Source organism: Methylosinus sp. LW3 (assembly GCF_000527115.1).
Taxonomy (GTDB): Bacteria; Pseudomonadota; Alphaproteobacteria; order Rhizobiales; family Beijerinckiaceae; genus Methylosinus.
Genome location: NZ_AZUO01000001.1, coordinates 1,595,392 through 1,611,082 on the forward strand (window position 1 = coordinate 1,595,392; position 15,691 = coordinate 1,611,082).

At 67.0% G+C, this 15,691-nt stretch carries 14 protein-coding genes; 10 read left to right on the top strand and 4 right to left on the bottom strand.

Annotated features, from left to right (window positions below; all coding sequences use genetic code 11):
* The first annotated feature begins 188 nt into the window (after window positions 1-188).
* The 9 genes from murB (at window position 189) to aspS (ending at window position 11,758) form a co-directional block, all read left to right on the top strand.
* A complete protein-coding gene (gene murB / locus METLW3_RS0108030) occupies window positions 189-1,115 on the top strand; it encodes a UDP-N-acetylmuramate dehydrogenase (RefSeq protein WP_024879437.1) in 927 nt (308 codons plus the stop codon).
* Window positions 1,112-2,626, top strand: coding sequence for a hypothetical protein (locus METLW3_RS0108035; protein WP_024879438.1), 1,515 nt, complete (start codon window positions 1,112-1,114; stop codon window positions 2,624-2,626). The genes murB and METLW3_RS0108035 overlap by 4 nt, the downstream gene beginning before the upstream one ends.
* A gap of 505 nt (window positions 2,627-3,131) precedes the next feature.
* Window positions 3,132-3,470 carry a hypothetical protein gene (locus METLW3_RS25330; RefSeq protein ID WP_036308753.1) on the top strand — a complete coding sequence of 113 codons (339 nt, stop codon included), beginning with the start codon at window positions 3,132-3,134 and terminating at the stop codon, window positions 3,468-3,470.
* Between the two features lie 202 nt (window positions 3,471-3,672).
* Window positions 3,673-4,596 (top strand): D-alanine--D-alanine ligase, encoded by a 924-nt coding sequence (locus tag METLW3_RS0108045; protein ID WP_024879439.1) that lies wholly within the window; start codon window positions 3,673-3,675, stop codon window positions 4,594-4,596.
* A complete protein-coding gene (locus METLW3_RS0108050) occupies window positions 4,593-5,591 on the top strand; it encodes a cell division protein FtsQ/DivIB (protein WP_084484811.1) in 999 nt (332 codons plus the stop codon). The genes METLW3_RS0108045 and METLW3_RS0108050 overlap by 4 nt, the downstream gene beginning before the upstream one ends.
* Window positions 5,588-6,901, top strand: a complete 1,314-nt coding sequence (gene ftsA / locus METLW3_RS0108055; protein ID WP_024879441.1) for a cell division protein FtsA — start codon at window positions 5,588-5,590, stop codon at window positions 6,899-6,901. The genes METLW3_RS0108050 and ftsA overlap by 4 nt, the downstream gene beginning before the upstream one ends.
* A gap of 97 nt (window positions 6,902-6,998) precedes the next feature.
* Window positions 6,999-8,705: a cell division protein FtsZ gene (gene ftsZ, locus METLW3_RS0108060; protein ID WP_024879442.1), complete on the top strand. Its 1,707-nt coding sequence runs from the start codon at window positions 6,999-7,001 to the stop codon at window positions 8,703-8,705.
* A 218-nt stretch (window positions 8,706-8,923) separates the two neighbouring features.
* Window positions 8,924-9,844, top strand: a complete 921-nt coding sequence (gene lpxC / locus METLW3_RS0108065; protein WP_024879443.1) for a UDP-3-O-acyl-N-acetylglucosamine deacetylase — start codon at window positions 8,924-8,926, stop codon at window positions 9,842-9,844.
* Window positions 9,845-9,979: 135 nt separating this feature from the next.
* Window positions 9,980-11,758, top strand: coding sequence for an aspartate--tRNA ligase (gene aspS, locus METLW3_RS0108070; RefSeq protein ID WP_024879444.1), 1,779 nt, complete (start codon window positions 9,980-9,982; stop codon window positions 11,756-11,758).
* Between the two features lie 230 nt (window positions 11,759-11,988).
* On the opposite strand, the gene METLW3_RS0108075 is transcribed toward aspS, so the two are convergent.
* From METLW3_RS0108075 to METLW3_RS0108090, 4 genes are all read right to left on the bottom strand, one after another.
* Complete coding sequence (locus tag METLW3_RS0108075; protein WP_024879445.1) at window positions 11,989-12,465, bottom strand: GNAT family N-acetyltransferase; 477 nt, start codon at window positions 12,463-12,465, stop codon at window positions 11,989-11,991.
* Window positions 12,462-13,172 (bottom strand): aminotransferase class IV family protein, encoded by a 711-nt coding sequence (locus tag METLW3_RS0108080; protein WP_024879446.1) that lies wholly within the window; start codon window positions 13,170-13,172, stop codon window positions 12,462-12,464. Before METLW3_RS0108080 ends, METLW3_RS0108075 begins: the two co-directional genes overlap by 4 nt.
* Entirely contained in the window at window positions 13,124-14,323 is a 1,200-nt protein-coding gene (locus METLW3_RS0108085) for an aminodeoxychorismate synthase component I (RefSeq protein ID WP_026598170.1), read from the bottom strand. The genes METLW3_RS0108080 and METLW3_RS0108085 overlap by 49 nt, the downstream gene beginning before the upstream one ends.
* Before the next feature lie 76 nt (window positions 14,324-14,399).
* Complete coding sequence (locus METLW3_RS0108090) at window positions 14,400-14,834, bottom strand: MarR family transcriptional regulator (RefSeq protein WP_024879448.1); 435 nt, start codon at window positions 14,832-14,834, stop codon at window positions 14,400-14,402.
* A gap of 80 nt (window positions 14,835-14,914) precedes the next feature.
* Between METLW3_RS0108090 and METLW3_RS0108095 the strand changes: the two genes are divergently transcribed.
* Window positions 14,915-15,673, top strand: a complete 759-nt coding sequence (locus tag METLW3_RS0108095) for an SDR family NAD(P)-dependent oxidoreductase (protein ID WP_024879449.1) — start codon at window positions 14,915-14,917, stop codon at window positions 15,671-15,673.
* Window positions 15,674-15,691: the final 18 nt, after the last annotated feature.

The window sequence follows — 15,691 nt, forward strand, 5'->3', positions numbered from 1 at the left end:
CCCGCTCGCGGGAGAAGGTGGCCCTCGCGTCAGCGAGGGTCGGATGAGGGGCCGCGTAGAAGTGCGGGGCTCTTCGTTTTGCTGCGTTCAAGTGCTGCGCGTAATGTCGATGGACCCTCATCCGACCCGGCTACGCCGGGCCACCTTCTCCCACGAGTGGGAGAAGGAGACGCGCACGGAGATTGCGGATGAGCTTTCCGGATATCTCGGCCGAGATCGTCGCGCTCGCGCCGGAATTGCGCGGGCGTCTCGCCGCAAATGAGCCGCTCGCGCCGCTCACCTGGTTTCGTGTCGGCGGGCCGGCGCAGCTTCTCTTCTCGCCGGCGGACGAGGCCGATCTCGCTTACTTTCTCGCGCGACTGCCGCGCGAGATTCCGGTCACGGTCATCGGCCTCGGCTCCAATCTCATCGTGCGCGACGGCGGCGTCACGGGCGTCGTCGTTCGGCTGACGGCCAAGGGCTTCGGGGCCATCGCTGTCGAAGAGGGCGAGCGAATTCGCGTCGGCGCCGCGGTTCCCGATGTGAAGCTCGCGCGCGCGGCGGCGGACGCCGGCATAGACGGGCTCGCTTTCTATCGCGGCATTCCGGGCGGCGTCGGCGGCGCGCTGCGCATGAATGCGGGCGCGCATGGCGGCGAGACCAAGGATGCGCTGATCGAGGCGCGCGGCGTCGATCGCGCGGGGAATCTGCGCATCTATACGAACGCCGATCTCGGCTTCTCCTATCGCCATAGCGATGCGCCGGACGATATGATTTTCACGCAGGCGCTGTATCAGGGCCGCAAGGGCGATCCCGCGACGATCCTCGCGGAGATGGAGCGTATCACGCAGGCGCGCGAGGCCTCGCAGCCCATTCGCGAGAAGACGGGCGGCTCCACTTTCGCTAATCCGCCGGGCCATAAAGCGTGGCAATTGATCGACGAGGCCGGCTGCCGCGGGCTCGTGATCGGCGATGCGCAGGTCAGCGAGATGCATTGCAATTTCCTCGTCAATCGGGGCCGGGCGACGGCCGCCGACGTCGAGGCGCTGGGCGAGGAGGTGCGGCGGCGCGTGCAGGAGAAGAGCGGCGTTCTCCTGCGCTGGGAGATCAAGCGGATCGGCCTCGCCCTCGCATGACGGTCCTCGAGAAGAGCGCGCGCGCGAGCGTCGAGAGCGACGGGCTCGCGCAGCTTTTGTCGAGCCCGCTGCTCGGCGTGGCGCTCGCTGTTGTCGCCGTCGCGCAGCAGCTCATCGGCCATATCGATTGCGACGTCTCCTGGTTCTCGACCTTCGCCGAGAAGGTTCTCGACGGGCGCATCGCCTATGTCGAGGTGAGCGATCCCAATCCGCCGGCGGCCTTTCTCTCGCTCATGCCGGCCGTGCTGCTGGCCCGCGCGCTGCATCTTCCGACGGAGGCGATTGTCGCGGCGCTGGTCTTTCTCGCCGCGGCGGGCTCCATCGGCTTTTCTTTTCTGCTGCTGCGCCATGGCGCGGCGCGCAGCTGGCGCGAATGGATGCAGCTGCTCAACGCCGCGATCTTTCTGCTGCTGGTCGCGCCGGAGATCGTCTTCGCCGAGCGCGAGCATATTGCTCTGCTCGCTCTGCTGCCGCTGCTCGCCGCGCTGGCGGCGGAGGGGCGCGCGCCGGCGCCGCGGCTCGCGCATATCGTCGCGGGAGTTTGCGGCGGTCTCGCCGTGGCGTTGAAGCCGCATTTCATCCTCGCCATCGCGCTGCCGGCTCTGGCGATAGTTCTCCGGGAACGCAGCGTGCGCGCCTTGCTGCGAGCGGAACTGATCGCCGCGGCGCTCGCCTCCGTCGCCGTGACCGGCGCGACGCTGATCGCTTTTCCGGCCTATGTCGGCGAGGCGCTGCCGCTCGCGCTCGAGGTCTATGGGCCGGCGCGCGACGAGCTCGGCCATTTTCTCGCGCATTCGCTCGCGCTCGCCTATGTGGCGCTGCTCGCGGGCTTTGTCGTCGCGGCGCGCGGGGCCGCCCTCGGCCGTGCGAGTCTGGTCGCGCTCGCTTCCTCGCTCGGCTTTTTCGCGGCCTTTCTGCTGCAGGGGAAGGGCTGGATGAATCACGCCTATCCGGCGATGGTTCTGCTGCTATTCGCCTGGATATTTCTCGCTCTGCGCGACCGAGCGGCCCCAGCCGCCGGCCTGCGCGCGGCGCTGACGAAATTCCTGTTCGTGCCGGCGCTGCTCGCCGCGCCGGCCTATTTCGGAATCGTCGAGCAGCTGACCGATCACGAGGAGCACGAGGACCTTCTGGCCGCCGTGGCCGCGGTCGCGCCGCCGCATCCGCGCATCGCGACCATCGCCAGCCAGCTCGATTTCGGCCATCCTCTGACGCGGCGGCTCGCGGGCGAATGGGTGGGGAGGCAGAATGCGCTCTTCGTCACAGCGGCCGTGGGCCGGCTGCTCGAGACGGCGGGGCCGGAGCGGCGCCAGCGGCTGGAGGCGCGGCGCAGCGCCGATCTCGCCGCGCTGGCCGAGGACATTCGCGCGGGGCGCCCCGATGTCATCGTCGCCGAAGATCGGGCGACGCGGGAATGGGTGCTGAAGCGCCCGGAAATGGCCGGCGCGCTCGATGGCTACAGGCTCGCGAAACAGGCGGCGGATATAGAGATTTGGCGGCGGGCGGAGTGAGAGTGGGGAGGCGCCGCCTGACCGATTCCCAGTCGCTCGGGGAGTTCTCGAGGTTGCCGAGCCCGATTTGCGAATTGCTCGCGCTGCTGGCAGAGTGCGTTCGACGAGGGACGACCTATGAGAGCGGATGATTTTCAAATTTGGCTCGAGGAAAAGGGAGCTCTCGGCGGCTGCCCCTTTTGCGGGACGAACAATTGGATCGGGGAGTCGTCGGCCGAGGATGAGCAGCAATTGGTAAAAGTGTCGGTCGTTTCTCGCGGAAAAGCGCGTTCCGACGATTCTGGCCCCCCATATTCGGTTCTGGTCCGACACGACTGCTATATGCTTACTTGTAGTCATTGCGGCTTCGTGCGCTTACATAACGTGTCGGTGGTCGACAAAAATGACTGAAAAGCCTCGTCTGCACGTCGTCGGCGGCTCGACGGCTCCCCATGATAGAAACATCGCCCAGGCAAGCGCTGGAGCTGCGAGCGCTGGAGCTGGAGCCGGCGGCGGAGGAGATGGGATGAGCGATCTCGAGCGTCGTGTCACCACACTCGAGTCGGACATGAAGAAGCTTCTTCAGGACACCGCCGAGATCAAGGGGCTTCTCCGCGCAATGCCGACGTCCTCCGACTTCAAGGACCTGAAGGCGATGTTGGCTGCAGATATCGGCGAGCTGAAGGGGCGCGTGGCCGGCCTCCCTTCCGCGGTCGAGTTCGGCGAGCTGAAAGGGCGTGTGAACGCCCTTCCGACCACGGCCAAGATCGCGTCGATTGTCTCGATCATCGGCGCCGTGATCGCCATCATTCTGCGCTGGCAGGAGATAGTGGCCTTCACCGCCGGAATGGTAGCGAAGCATTAATTTCGCGCTGCCACTCCAAGGCGTGAGTCGATCGTCGGTGGCGTCATCATGGGCTGGCGCGCTCTTTCGTAGCCCTGCCGATGGCGGCGATGATCTGCTCAGGGCATGTCGTGATGGGTGGCGGCGCGCCGTCCGCGCCCCCGCCGGCCCATTCCCAAATCCAACCGAGGGTCGAAGCCCTCGCACAACTCGAAGGTGCGTCATGACTGCTCACGTCGCCGTGCTCATGGGCGGATTCTCCTCGGAGCGCGATGTCTCGTTGCGCTCGGGCGAGGCGAGCGCCAAGGCGCTGGAGAGCGTCGGCTATCGCGTCACCCGCGTCGATGTCGGCCGCGACGTCGCCGAGGTTCTGGCCAAGCTCGCGCCGGATGTCGCCTTCAACGCGCTGCACGGCCGCTTCGGCGAGGATGGCGCCATTCAGGGCGTGCTGGAGATTCTGCGCATCCCCTACACGCATTCGGGCGTGCTCGCCTCCTCGCTGGCGATGAAGAAGGATGTGGCCAAGAGCGTCATGGCGGCGGCCGGCGTGCCCGTGCCGCGCGGCCGCGTGCTGCATCGTCTCGAGGCGGCCAAGGCCCACGCCCTCGAGCCCCCTTACGTGCTGAAGCCGGTGAGCGAGGGGTCGTCCTTCGGCGTCTTCATCGTCAAGGAGGGGCGCTCGCATCCGCCGCAGGAGCTGGCCGCCGCCGATTGGCGCCATGGCGATTTCATGCTGGCGGAGAATTTCGTCGACGGCCGCGAGCTCACTTGCGCGGTGATGGGCGACCGCGCTCTCGACGTCATCGAAATCCTCCCCGTGTCGGAGGACTTCTACGGTTTCGACGCGAAATACGCGAAAGGCGGGTCGAAACACGTGCTTCCAGCGAATCTTAAACAAAATATTTACCAAGAGGTCCAACAGTTGGCGCTCGAGGCTCATCGGGCTCTCGGCTGTCGTGGCGTCAGCCGTGCGGACTTTCGATACGACGATCGCCCCGGAGGTACGGGCGAGCTCGTCGTGTTGGAGGTCAACACGCAGCCGGGCATGACCGAGACCTCGCTGGTTCCCGAAATGGCGGCATATGCCGGATATTCGTTTGGCGAGCTCGTAAAATGGATGGTGGAAGACGCGTCCTGCGATCGTTGAGGGAGCCTGTCGAGGCTCTCTTCGATGTCGCGCATCCGCATCCCGTCCAAGCTGGCTCGTATCAAGCCGGATCGTATCAAGCCGGCGCCTATTCCGCCCCTTACGTAAACCCCGTCGCCTCCCAGCCGGCCGAGCGGCGCGTCCGCCCGCCGGCGGCCTCGGCTCCGCGCGCGGAGCGCGGGCGTCTCTCGCGGCTTGCCGCTCTGCCGGGAATCGGCACGGCGGCGCTCGCTCTGCTGTTCGGCGGAGTGGGCTTCGCCGGCGTCGCGCATAATGGCGGCTATGCGGAATTCGTCGCCCGCAATGGCGCGCCGCGCGATATCGTGGCGCGCGCGCTCGGCTTTTCCATCGAGGTCGTCACCATCAGCGGGCTCGGCGAGCTCTCCGAGGGCGACGTGCTTGCCGCTTCGGGCGTGAAGCCCACACATTCTCTGCTCTTTCTCGACGCGGAGACGATTCGCGAGCGGCTGACCGCGCTGCCGCTGGTGGAGAGCGCGCGTGTGCTGAAGCTCTATCCCGATCGGCTCATTATTGCGCTCGAGGGGCGTCGGCCCTTCGCGCTCTGGCAGCGCGACGGCAAGCTCTCGGTCGTCGCGGCCGATGGCGTCGTCATCGACGAGATGCGCGACGAGCGATTTTTGGGCCTGCCCTTTGTCGTCGGCGAGGGCGCGGAGAAGCGGCTCGACGAATATATGCGGCTGCTGGAGGCCGCTGGCGATCTCAAATCGCGCGTGCGCGCCGGCATTCTCGTCTCCGGGCGGCGCTGGTCGCTCGACATGACGAATGGCGTCGAGGTCAAGCTCCCCGAGCAGGATCCGGAGGCGGCGCTGGCCACTCTGCAGCGACTCCAGCGTGAGGCCAGGATCCTCGATAAGGATGTGATCTCGATCGATTTGCGCGCGCCGGGACGCGTAGCGGCGCGCCTTTCCGAGGAGGCGGCCGCCGCGCGTGCGGCCGCGAGTTCGCGTGGTTCACACAAGGGCGGCCAGACATGAAGTCACATCTCTTCCCGCCGCGAATGAAGCAGCTCGGCGCTCGTCGCAGCGCGACCATGGCGGTGCTCGACGTCGGCACGTCGAAGATCGCCTGCATCATCGCGCGGCTGACGCCGGTCGGCGACGGCTCGCCGCGCGGGCGCACGCATCGTGCGCGCGTGCTCGGTATCGGCCATCAGCGCTCGCGCGGCGTGAAGGCCGGACAGATCGTCGATATGGAGGAGGTGGAGAGCGCGCTGCGTCGCACGGTCGACGCGGCCGAGCGCATGGCGCGCTCGCAGATCGACGCCATCGTCGTCACCGCTTCCGGCGGCCGCCTCGCCTCGCAGCATTTCGCCGCCAAGACGCGCGTCGTCTCGGGCGCCGTCGCGCCTTCCGATGTGCATCGCGTGCTCGAGGCCTCCGCCGCCCATGTGACGGAGCGCGGCCGCGTCGTCGTCCATTCGCTGCCCACCGGCTTCTCGCTGGACGGCTCCGCCGGCATTCGCGAGCCCGCCGGCATGGTCGGCGGCGAGCTCGGCGTCGATCTCCATGTCGCCAGCTGCGATCAGGCGGCGATGCGCAATCTTCTCGTCGCCGTGGAGCGCTGCCATCTCGGCATAGAGGCGGCCGCTGCGGCGCCTTACGTCGCCGGCCTCGCCGTGCTGGAGGCCGATGAGGCCGAGCTCGGCGCCATCGTCATCGATATGGGCGCGGGCGTCACCTCGCTCGCCGTCTTCGCCGGCGGCGCGCTGGCGCATGTCGATGCGGTGACGCTCGGCGGCAATCACATCACTATGGATATCGCCCGCGGCCTCGACTGTCGTCTGAGCGACGCCGAGCGTCTGAAGACGCTCTATGGCGCGGCGATCTCCTCTCCCTCCGACGATCGCGAGACGATCGCCTTCGATCATGTGGGCGAGAGCGGCGAGCATCCGGCGCATGCGCCGAAATCGCATCTCGTGCGCATCATTCGTCCGCGCGTCGAGGAGACCTTGGAGTTCCTGCGCGACCGTCTGGCGGCGTCCGGCTTCTCGGCGCATGCGGGGCGGCGCGTGGTGCTCACCGGCGGGGCCTGCATGCTCACGGGCCTGCCGGAGGCGGCGCGCCGCATTCTGGGCGGACAGGTGCGCGTCGGCCGGCCGGCCGGCATAGACGGCCTGCCCGAATCGGCCAGGAGCCCGGCTTTCGCCGCGGCCGTCGGCCTGCTCGTCTATCCGCAATTCGCGGGGCGCGAATATTTCGAGCCACGCCGCGAGGCGGAGATGCGCGGGACCGGGACCAATGGGTACATCTCTCGGGTCGGACAGTGGTTGAGAGACAGTTTTTGAGAATTTCGAGCATGGAGAGCGAGGCGCGCGTCGGCGACACGCTCCGGGGATGGCAACCGACGCGCAGTCGCATGAAAATCAGTCGAAAGGTCTGGCGATGACGATCAATCTCAAGGCGCCCGAGCTCCGGGAATTGAAGCCCCGCATATTGGTGTGCGGCATCGGCGGCGGTGGGGGCAACGCCGTCAACAACATGATCATGTCGGGCCTGTCGGGCGTGGACTTTCTGATCGCCAACACCGATGCGCAGGCGCTCGCCTCCTCGCGCGCCGAGCGCATCATCCAGATGGGCCTGCAGGTGACCGAAGGCCTCGGCGCCGGCGCGCAGCCGGAAGTCGGCCGCGCCGCCGCGGAAGAGGCCAAGGACGAGATCCGCGAACACCTCACCGGCGCGCATATGGTGTTCGTCACCGCCGGCATGGGCGGCGGCACGGGCACGGGCGCCGCGCCTGTCATCGCGGCCATCGCCCGCGAGATGGGCATTCTCACCGTCGGCGTCGTCACCAAGCCCTTCCATTTCGAGGGCCAGCGCCGCCTGCGCATCGCCGAGGGCGGCATCGCCGAGCTGCAGAAGTCGGTCGACACTCTGATCATCATCCCGAATCAGAATCTTTTCCGCATCGCCACGGAGAAGACGACCTTCGCCGACGCTTTCGCCATGGCCGATCAGGTGCTCTACTCGGGCGTCGCCTCGGTCACTGATCTCATGGTCAAGGAAGGCCTCATCAATCTCGACTTCGCCGACGTGCGCTCGATCATGCGCGGCATGGGCAAGGCGATGATGGGCACGGGCGAGGCCACCGGCGAGCGCCGCGCCAGCCTCGCGGCGGAGGCGGCCATCGCCAATCCGCTGCTCGACGAAGTGTCGATGAAGGGCGCCCGCGGCCTCTTGATCTCGATCACCGGCGGCAACGACCTCACCCTCTATGAGGTGGACGAGGCGGCGAGCCGCATCCGCCAGGAGGTGGACGAGGACGCCAACATTATTCTCGGCGCGACCTTCGACTCCTCGCTCGAGGGCGTCGTGCGCGTGTCGGTGGTGGCGACGGGCATCGATCTGCCTTCTACCGCCGCCGAGGACGCCGCGGCCGCGGAAGCCCGCGTGCTGGAGGCCGCCGAGCGTCTGCGCGCCCAGGTGGCGGCGCAGGGCCGGGTCTCCTTCGTACAGACCATCTCCGAGCCCGCTCCGCAGCCGGCGCCTCAGGCCTATGCGCCCGAGCCCGCGCCGGCGCCGATCGAGCGCCAGCCCTCGCCCTATTACGGCGAGCCGCAGCAGGCGCAAGCGCCCTCGCGCGACGTCTATCTCGAGCAGGTGGCGGCGCGTCCGGTCTATGCGCCGGAGCCCGCGCCGCAGCCGGCCCATATGATGGAGGCGCATGAGCCCTACATCCCGCCGGCCGCCGAGCTGCCGCGCATGCGCATGCCGCAGATCGAGGACTTCCCGCGTCCGGTGCAGGAGCAGTATCGCCAGGCGCGCGGCGACGTCGCCGGCGCTCAGGCGCCAGAGGCCGCCCGCCGCCGCACGCTGCTGGAGCGCCTCGCCTCCTTCGGCGCGAGCCGCCAGGAGGACACGCTGCAGGGGCCGGCCGCCGCCGCCGCGCCGCGTCCGCAGATGCGCCCGCAGGCTCCCGCGCCCACGCAGAGCCATGCGGAATACGCCAAGCGCCCGGTTCCCCAGGCGCCGCAGCAGCCGGCGGGACACGCCGGGCTCGATCCGCATGGCCGCCGCGTGGCGCAGGCCCGCTCGATCGAGGAGGAGCAGCTCGAGATCCCGGCCTTCCTGCGCCGCCAGATCAACAGCTGATCTTTCGCCGATCCTGCGCCGCGTGATCGCGAAATCTGTGAAAGGCCCGCTCCGGCGGGCCTTTTCTCATTCGTGTCGGCTGTAACATTTTGTAAAAAACCGTGACTGGAGCCCCGCTGCGGCGCGGATTATTCTGCGCCGGCGCCGCTCCGCCACAATCGCGCATCATCGCGCGCGTGCGGCGGGCCGGACCGCTTTCCCGGAGTGAGACGAAATCGATGACGTCGCATCGACCGACGAGGATGCAGACGACGCTCGGCGCCACAGTGGCGCTGGGCGGCGTCGGCGCGCATAGCGGCCTCGCCTCGCGGCTCCTCCTCATGCCCGCCGAGGCGGGCTCGGGAATCGTCTTCACGCGGCTCGGCGGCGTGGATGCGCTACGCGCTGAGGCGCGCAATGTCTCCTCCACCGATCTTTGCGTGCGCCTCGGCTCCGGCGCCGCGTCCATCTCGACGATCGAGCATCTGATGGCGGCGCTGCGCGGCCTTCGGGTCGACAATGTGGCGATCGAGGTCGACGGGCCGGAGGTTCCGGCGATGGACGGCTCGGCGGCGGCTTTCGTCGAGGCGATCGACGAAGCGGGAATCGTCGCGCTCGCCGCGCCGCGCCGCGCCATTGTGATTCGCGCGCCGGTGCGCGTCGCCGACGGCGCCGCTTGGGCCGAGCTCACGCCCGCGCCAGCCGGCGGCTTTTCCATGGATGTCGAGATTTCCTACGCCGCCGCGCCGATCGGCCGCATGCGGCGGCGGATGCGGCTGACGCCGGCGAGCTTTCGCGCCGAGATCGCCCGCGCCCGCACCTTCGGCTTTCTATCGGACGCCGAGCGTCTGTGGCGCGAGGGCAGGGCGCTCGGCGCCTCGCTGGACAACACCATCGTCCTTTCGGACGGCCGCGCGCTCAATCCGCAGGGGCTGCGCTTCGCCGACGAGTTCGTCCGTCACAAAATGCTGGACGTGCTCGGCGATCTCGCCCTCGCCGGCGCGCCGATCATCGGCGCTTTCCGCTCCTATCGTGGCGGCCACAGGCTCAATCTCGCTCTGGTCGAGACGCTGCTGGCGACGCCTTCCGCTTTCGCCATCGTCGGCGGCGAGCAGCGGCCGCGCGGGCGCCCCGCCGCCCGTATCGGCGCGTCTGGCTGAAGCTCCGCTTCCGCTCGTCCGCCATGTTTCGGTCGCAGCGCCCGCCACGCAACGCTCCGGCTTGACACCGGCGCTTCCCCCTGCGCTTCTCCGCGGCTAGAAACGTCCCTCCCTACGAGACAAAAGACACGCAAAATGCATCGCTATCGTTCGCATAATTGTGGAGAGCCGCGCGAGGCCCATGCCGGCGAGAAAATCCGGCTCTCCGGCTGGTGCCACCGCATTCGTGACCATGGCGGCGTGCTGTTCATCGATCTGCGCGACCATTACGGCCTCACCCAATGCGTGGTGGACCCCGATTCGCCGGCCTTCAAGGCCGCGGAGAAGCTGCGTTCCGAATGGGTCGCGCGCCTCGACGGCGAGGTGCGCAAGCGCCCCGCCGGCACAGAAAATCCCGACATGCCGACCGGTCTCGTCGAGGTCTATGTCACCGAGATCGAGGTGCTCGGCCCGGCGGCCGAGCTGCCGCTGCCGGTGTTCGGCGATCTTCCCTATCCGGAGGAGACGCGGCTCAAATACCGCTTCCTGGACCTGCGCCGCGAGAAGCTGCACGCCAATATCATGCTGCGCGGCAATGTGATCGATTCGCTGCGCCAGCGCATGAAGTCCCAGGGCTTCTTCGAGTTCCAGACGCCGATCCTCACCGCCTCCTCGCCGGAGGGCGCGCGCGACTTTCTGGTGCCTTCGCGCATTCACCCCGGCAAATTCTATGCATTGCCGCAGGCGCCGCAGCAGTTCAAGCAGCTGCTGATGGTGGCGGGCTTCGACCGCTATTTCCAGATCGCGCCCTGTTTCCGCGACGAGGACGCCCGCGCCGACCGCAGCCCCGGCGAGTTCTACCAGCTCGATATTGAAATGAGCTTCGTGACGCAGGAAGACGTGTTCGCCTCGGTCGAGCCCGTGCTGCGCGGCGTGTTCGAGGAATTCGGCGGCGGCAAGCCGGTGACGCCGATCTTCCCCAAGATCGCCTTCCGCGACGCCATGCTGAAATATGGCTCCGACAAGCCCGATCTGCGCAATCCGCTGATCATCGCCGATGTGAGCGCGGAATTCGCGCGCGACGATGTGAGCTTCAAGGCCTTCAAGGGCAAGGTGGTGCGCGCCATTCCGGCGCCGGGCGCAGCCGCGCAGCCGCGCAGCTTCTTCGACAAGCTCAATGATTGGGCGCGGTCTGAAGGCGCGCCGGGCCTCGGCTATATCATCTTCGACGAGGAGAATGGCGCGCTGATCGGCAAGGGGCCGATCGCGAAATTCATCCCGCCGGAGGCGCTGGCTGCGCTCGCCGCCAAGGGCGGCGTGAAGGCCGGCGATGCGCTGTTCTTCTCGGCAGGCGAGGAGCTGAAGGCGGCCAAGCTCGCCGGCGCCGCGCGTCTGCGCGTCGGGACGGAACTCGGGCTTTCGAAGACCGATGTCTTCGAGTTCTGCTGGATCGTCGACTTCCCGATGTACGAGTATAACGAGGACGACAAGAAGATCGACTTCTCGCATAATCCTTTCTCCATGCCACAGGGCGGCCTGGAGGCGTTGGAGAGCAAGGACCCGCTCGATCTTCTCGCCTATCAATACGACATCGTCTGCAACGGCATCGAATTGTCCTCGGGCGCGATCCGAAACCATCGCCCGGACATTATGAAGAAGGCTTTCGAGATCGCCGGCTATGGCGAGGATGTGCTGATCGAGAAATTCGGCGGCATGTATCGCGCCTTCCAATATGGCGCCCCGCCGCATGGCGGCATTGCGCCGGGCGTCGATCGCATCGTGATGCTGCTGGCGGGCGAGGAGAATTTGCGCGAGGTGGTGCTGTTCCCGATGAATCAGCGCGCCGAAGATCTGCTGATGGGCGCGCCCTCCGAGGCGACGGCCAAGCAGCTGCGCGAGCTGCACATTCGCTTGAACCTGCCCGAAAAAGGCTGAGCCTACCAGCTGCGCCCCTTCTCCCACTCGTGGGAGAAGGTGGCCTCGCGAAGCGAGGTCGGATGAGGGCGGCTGCGGTTGGCTGCCCTCTTGAAATTTATCTCCATGTCGGATCGCAATGAAAATCCGCGCATGGATTTGATATTTCGCCCTACGTCGAAGAACCCTCATCCGACCCCGCTTCGCGGGGCCACCTTCTCCCACAAGTGGGAGAAGGAAGGGATGCGGCGTCATTTTTCCGCGAGATTTCCCAGCGCGGGGCCGGTCATGCGGCAGATTTTCCATTCATGCATGAGCTTTGCGCCCTGCGCCTCGTAGAAGGCGATGGAGGGCGCGTTCCAATCCAGCACCGACCATTCGAAACGGCCGAGTCCTTCGGCGACGCAACGCCGCGCGAGATGGGCGAGCAGCGCCTTGCCTATGCCGGCGCCACGAAACTGCGGCCGCACGAAAATATCCTCGAGCCAGATTCCGTGCCGGCCGCGAAACGACGAGAACGTATAGAACCAGAGCGCGAAGCCGGCCGGCGCGCCGTCCCATTCGGCGATATCGCAGAAGACGCGCGGATTTTGCGCGAACAGCGCCTCGGCGAGCATTTCCTCCGACGCTTCGACCTCATGCGAGAGCTTCTCATATTCCGCTAGCTCGCGCACGAAAGCGGCGACCAGCGCGCTATCCGCGCGCGCGGCGGGGCGGATGCGGATCACGCCTCCTCGTCCTCGGCGGTCTCGTCCTCGACGGACTCTTCCTCGACGATCAACGCCGCGCGAACGAGCCCGCGCACGGAATTGCCGAAATAAAATTCCGCGTCGCCGGCAAAGTCCTCGAGCCGCAGCAGGCTCTCGCGCGCCTTGCCGCTGGCGAGAAGATGCGCGCGCAATGTTCCCGGCAAAAGCCCGCTGGAGAGCGGCGGCGTCAGCAGCACGCCATCGCGTGCGAGAAAGACATTGGTGCGCGCGCCCTCGCAGACTTCATCGCGCTCATTGCGAAACAGCACTTCGTCGGCGCGGCAGCGCATCGCCGCTTCGGCCAGCTCGCGCTCATAGAGCTCGCGCCGCGTCGTCTTGTGGCGCAGCATCGGATCGTCGGCTTCGAATCGCGCCTCGGCGATGGCGACGCGCCAGATCGTATCCGGCGTGATCGCGTCGATCGGCAGCGAGCTGGCCTCGAAACGGCCGTCGCGGCCGAGCGCATAGCGCACGCGCAGACGGTCGTCGAGCGGATCGGCGACCTCCTCGTTCAGCGCCGCGAGAAAGGCCTCGTCGCTATGGAGAAAGCCGAGCGCGCGCGCCGAGGCGGAAAGCCGCGCGACATGCTCGTCCAGATAGAGAAAACCGCCGTCCTGCGTCCACAGCAGCGTTTCGATCAGGCCGAAGTCTTCGCTCCGGTCAGGAATTTCGCCTTGATCAGACATTCCTCATATTCCTCGCGCGCCCGCGAATCGGCGACGACCGCAGAGCCGACGTTGCAGACGAGCTCCCCATCGGGGAAAAGTGTGAGCGTGCGGATCGCCACATTGAAACGGATCGCCCCGTCGGGCGCGATGAGGCCGAGCGAGCCGCAATACACGCCGCGGGGCGCGCATTCGAGATCGCGAATAATCTCCATGGCGCGGATTTTCGGCGCGCCGGTCACGGAGCCGCAGGGAAATAGCCCGGCGAAGAGATCGGCGAGCGTCACGCCGTCGCGCAGCTTGGCCTCTATGCCGGAAGTCATCTGATGCAGCGTCGGATAGGTCTCGACGGTGAAGAGATCGGTCACGCGCACCGAGCCGACCTCGGAGAGGCGCGAGAGATCGTTGCGCAGAAGATCGACGATCATCAGATTTTCGGCGCGCGATTTCTCGTCCTGCGTCAGCAGCGCGGCGCGCGCCATATCCTCGGTCGGCAGAAAGCCGCGCCGCGCCGTGCCCTTCATCGGCCGCGCGCGGATCACGCCTTCGCAGGCGTCGAAAAAAACCTCCGGCGAGAGCGAGACGATTTTCTCCTCGCCGAGCGCGACCACGCCGCCATAGGCGACCGGCTGGCGCTTGCGCAGCGCGCGATAGAGCGCCGTCGCCTCGCCCTCGTAGCGGCCATGCATGGGGAAGGTCAGATTGATCTGATAGACGTCGCCCGCATAGATGAGCTCGCGGCAGGCGTCGAAGCGCTCGGTATATTCGGCGAGGCTCCACGCGGGGGTCAGCGCGATCTCGACCGGCGCGGTCTCGGTCGCGAGCGAGGCGGCGTTGCGCCACTCATATTGGCGCGGCGCGCGAAACGCGCCGAAGAGCAGCAGCGGCGTGCGCGCCCGGGGCAGGGGGCCGCTCGCGAATTTCGCTTCCAGCGCATAGCCCAGCTCATAGCCGGCGTAGCCCGCGAGAAAGAGCCCGCGCCGTGTCGCCGCCTCCATGCGCGCGAAAGCCTGCGGGACCTCCGCCGCCGTGTCGGCGCGGATGATCTCCTCCGGCTCGTCGAAGAGCAGGGCGGCGCCGTTTCGTCCGTCCTCGAAGACGACGAAGGGGCCATCGGGCGCCTTATTGGGGTCGAAAGGCTCGCGCCCGCGAAGCTCGGCGATATGGAACATGAGGGACGCGGCGCTCCGGTTCGGAAAGCCCATCTTATATCAGCCGGGCCTGCGGATGAAGCCGCGAGTTGGAGCTTCATAGCGAAGCGCCTGAAGCTTTCGCCGGCGCGATTTTGTCGAGCAGCCGGATCAGCTGCTCGATCTCGGCCGCGCTAAGCTCGGAAAAGGCGCTCTGCAAGGCTTCTTCAAGCAGAGGCGCCGCGCGTTCGAGCAGCTCTCTTCCCGAATCTGTCAGATGGTGGCGGATCGCGCGGCCGGGTCCGCTCACGCGTTCGACGAGGCCACGTTTCGCCAATTTGCTCACCAGCTCGCCGACGGATTGATCGGTCATCAGGCTCGCCTCGGCGAGCGCATGGGTGGATAGGGCCGGATTGGCGCGAATTCGTTCGAGGACGACCCAGAGCGCCATCGTCAGGCCGATGCTCGCGAGACGTCGGTCGAGAAGCGCGCTCTTTGCGGCTTGCGCGCGCTTCAGCCCGAGCGCCGCCGCCCTCAATCGGTCATCGACCATATAAGGCCCCTTGTATAATTGCCTCGATCAATATATAAGGGTCCTTGTATAAGGGGCCTTTAATTTTCAGGAGAGCGCTCATGTCCATCGTCGAGTCCGCCGATTCCACGGGCGATACCGCCCGCGTCGCTCTTATAACCGGAGCCACTGCCGGCATGGGGCTCGAAATCGCGCGTCAGCTGGCGGCGAAAGGGCTGAAGGTCGTCATCGGCGCGCGCGACGTCGAGCGCGGCGACTCCGTCGTGACGGAACTTCGCGAGGGGGGGGATGTCGTCGCGCTCGCGCTGGACGTCACCGATTCCGCCGGCGTCTCTCAGGCCGCGATCCGGCTCGCCGGCGAGATTGGTCGGCTGGACGTGCTGATCAACAATGCGGGGATCGCCAGGGACCAGCACAAGCGTCCGACGGAAACAACATTGCAGGATTTTCGTGAAACCTACGAGACGAATGTCTTCGGCGTGGCCATGGTGACGAACGCGTTTCTGCCGTTGCTCATGAAATCCGAAGACGGCCGCGTCATAAATCAATCCGCCTTGCTCGGCTCGCACAGCATGACGGCGCGCATGGAGCCGCCTCTGGTGAAGCTCAATTGGCTCGCCTACAACAGCTCGAAAGCGGCGCTGAATTCGCTCACGCTGGAATATGCCAAGCATTTGAGAGAGACCTCGGTCAAAGTCTATGCGACCTCGCCGGGGCAGGTCGCGACCGCGCTCAATGGCTATCGCGCGGGCGGGGTGACGCCGGCGGAGGGCGCGGAAGTCGCCGTGCGTCTCGCGACGCTGGACCCGGCGCCGACGAGCGGCGGCTTTTGGGGGCCTGCCGGGCGACTGGACTGGTAGCGTCGACCCCAGCGGAAA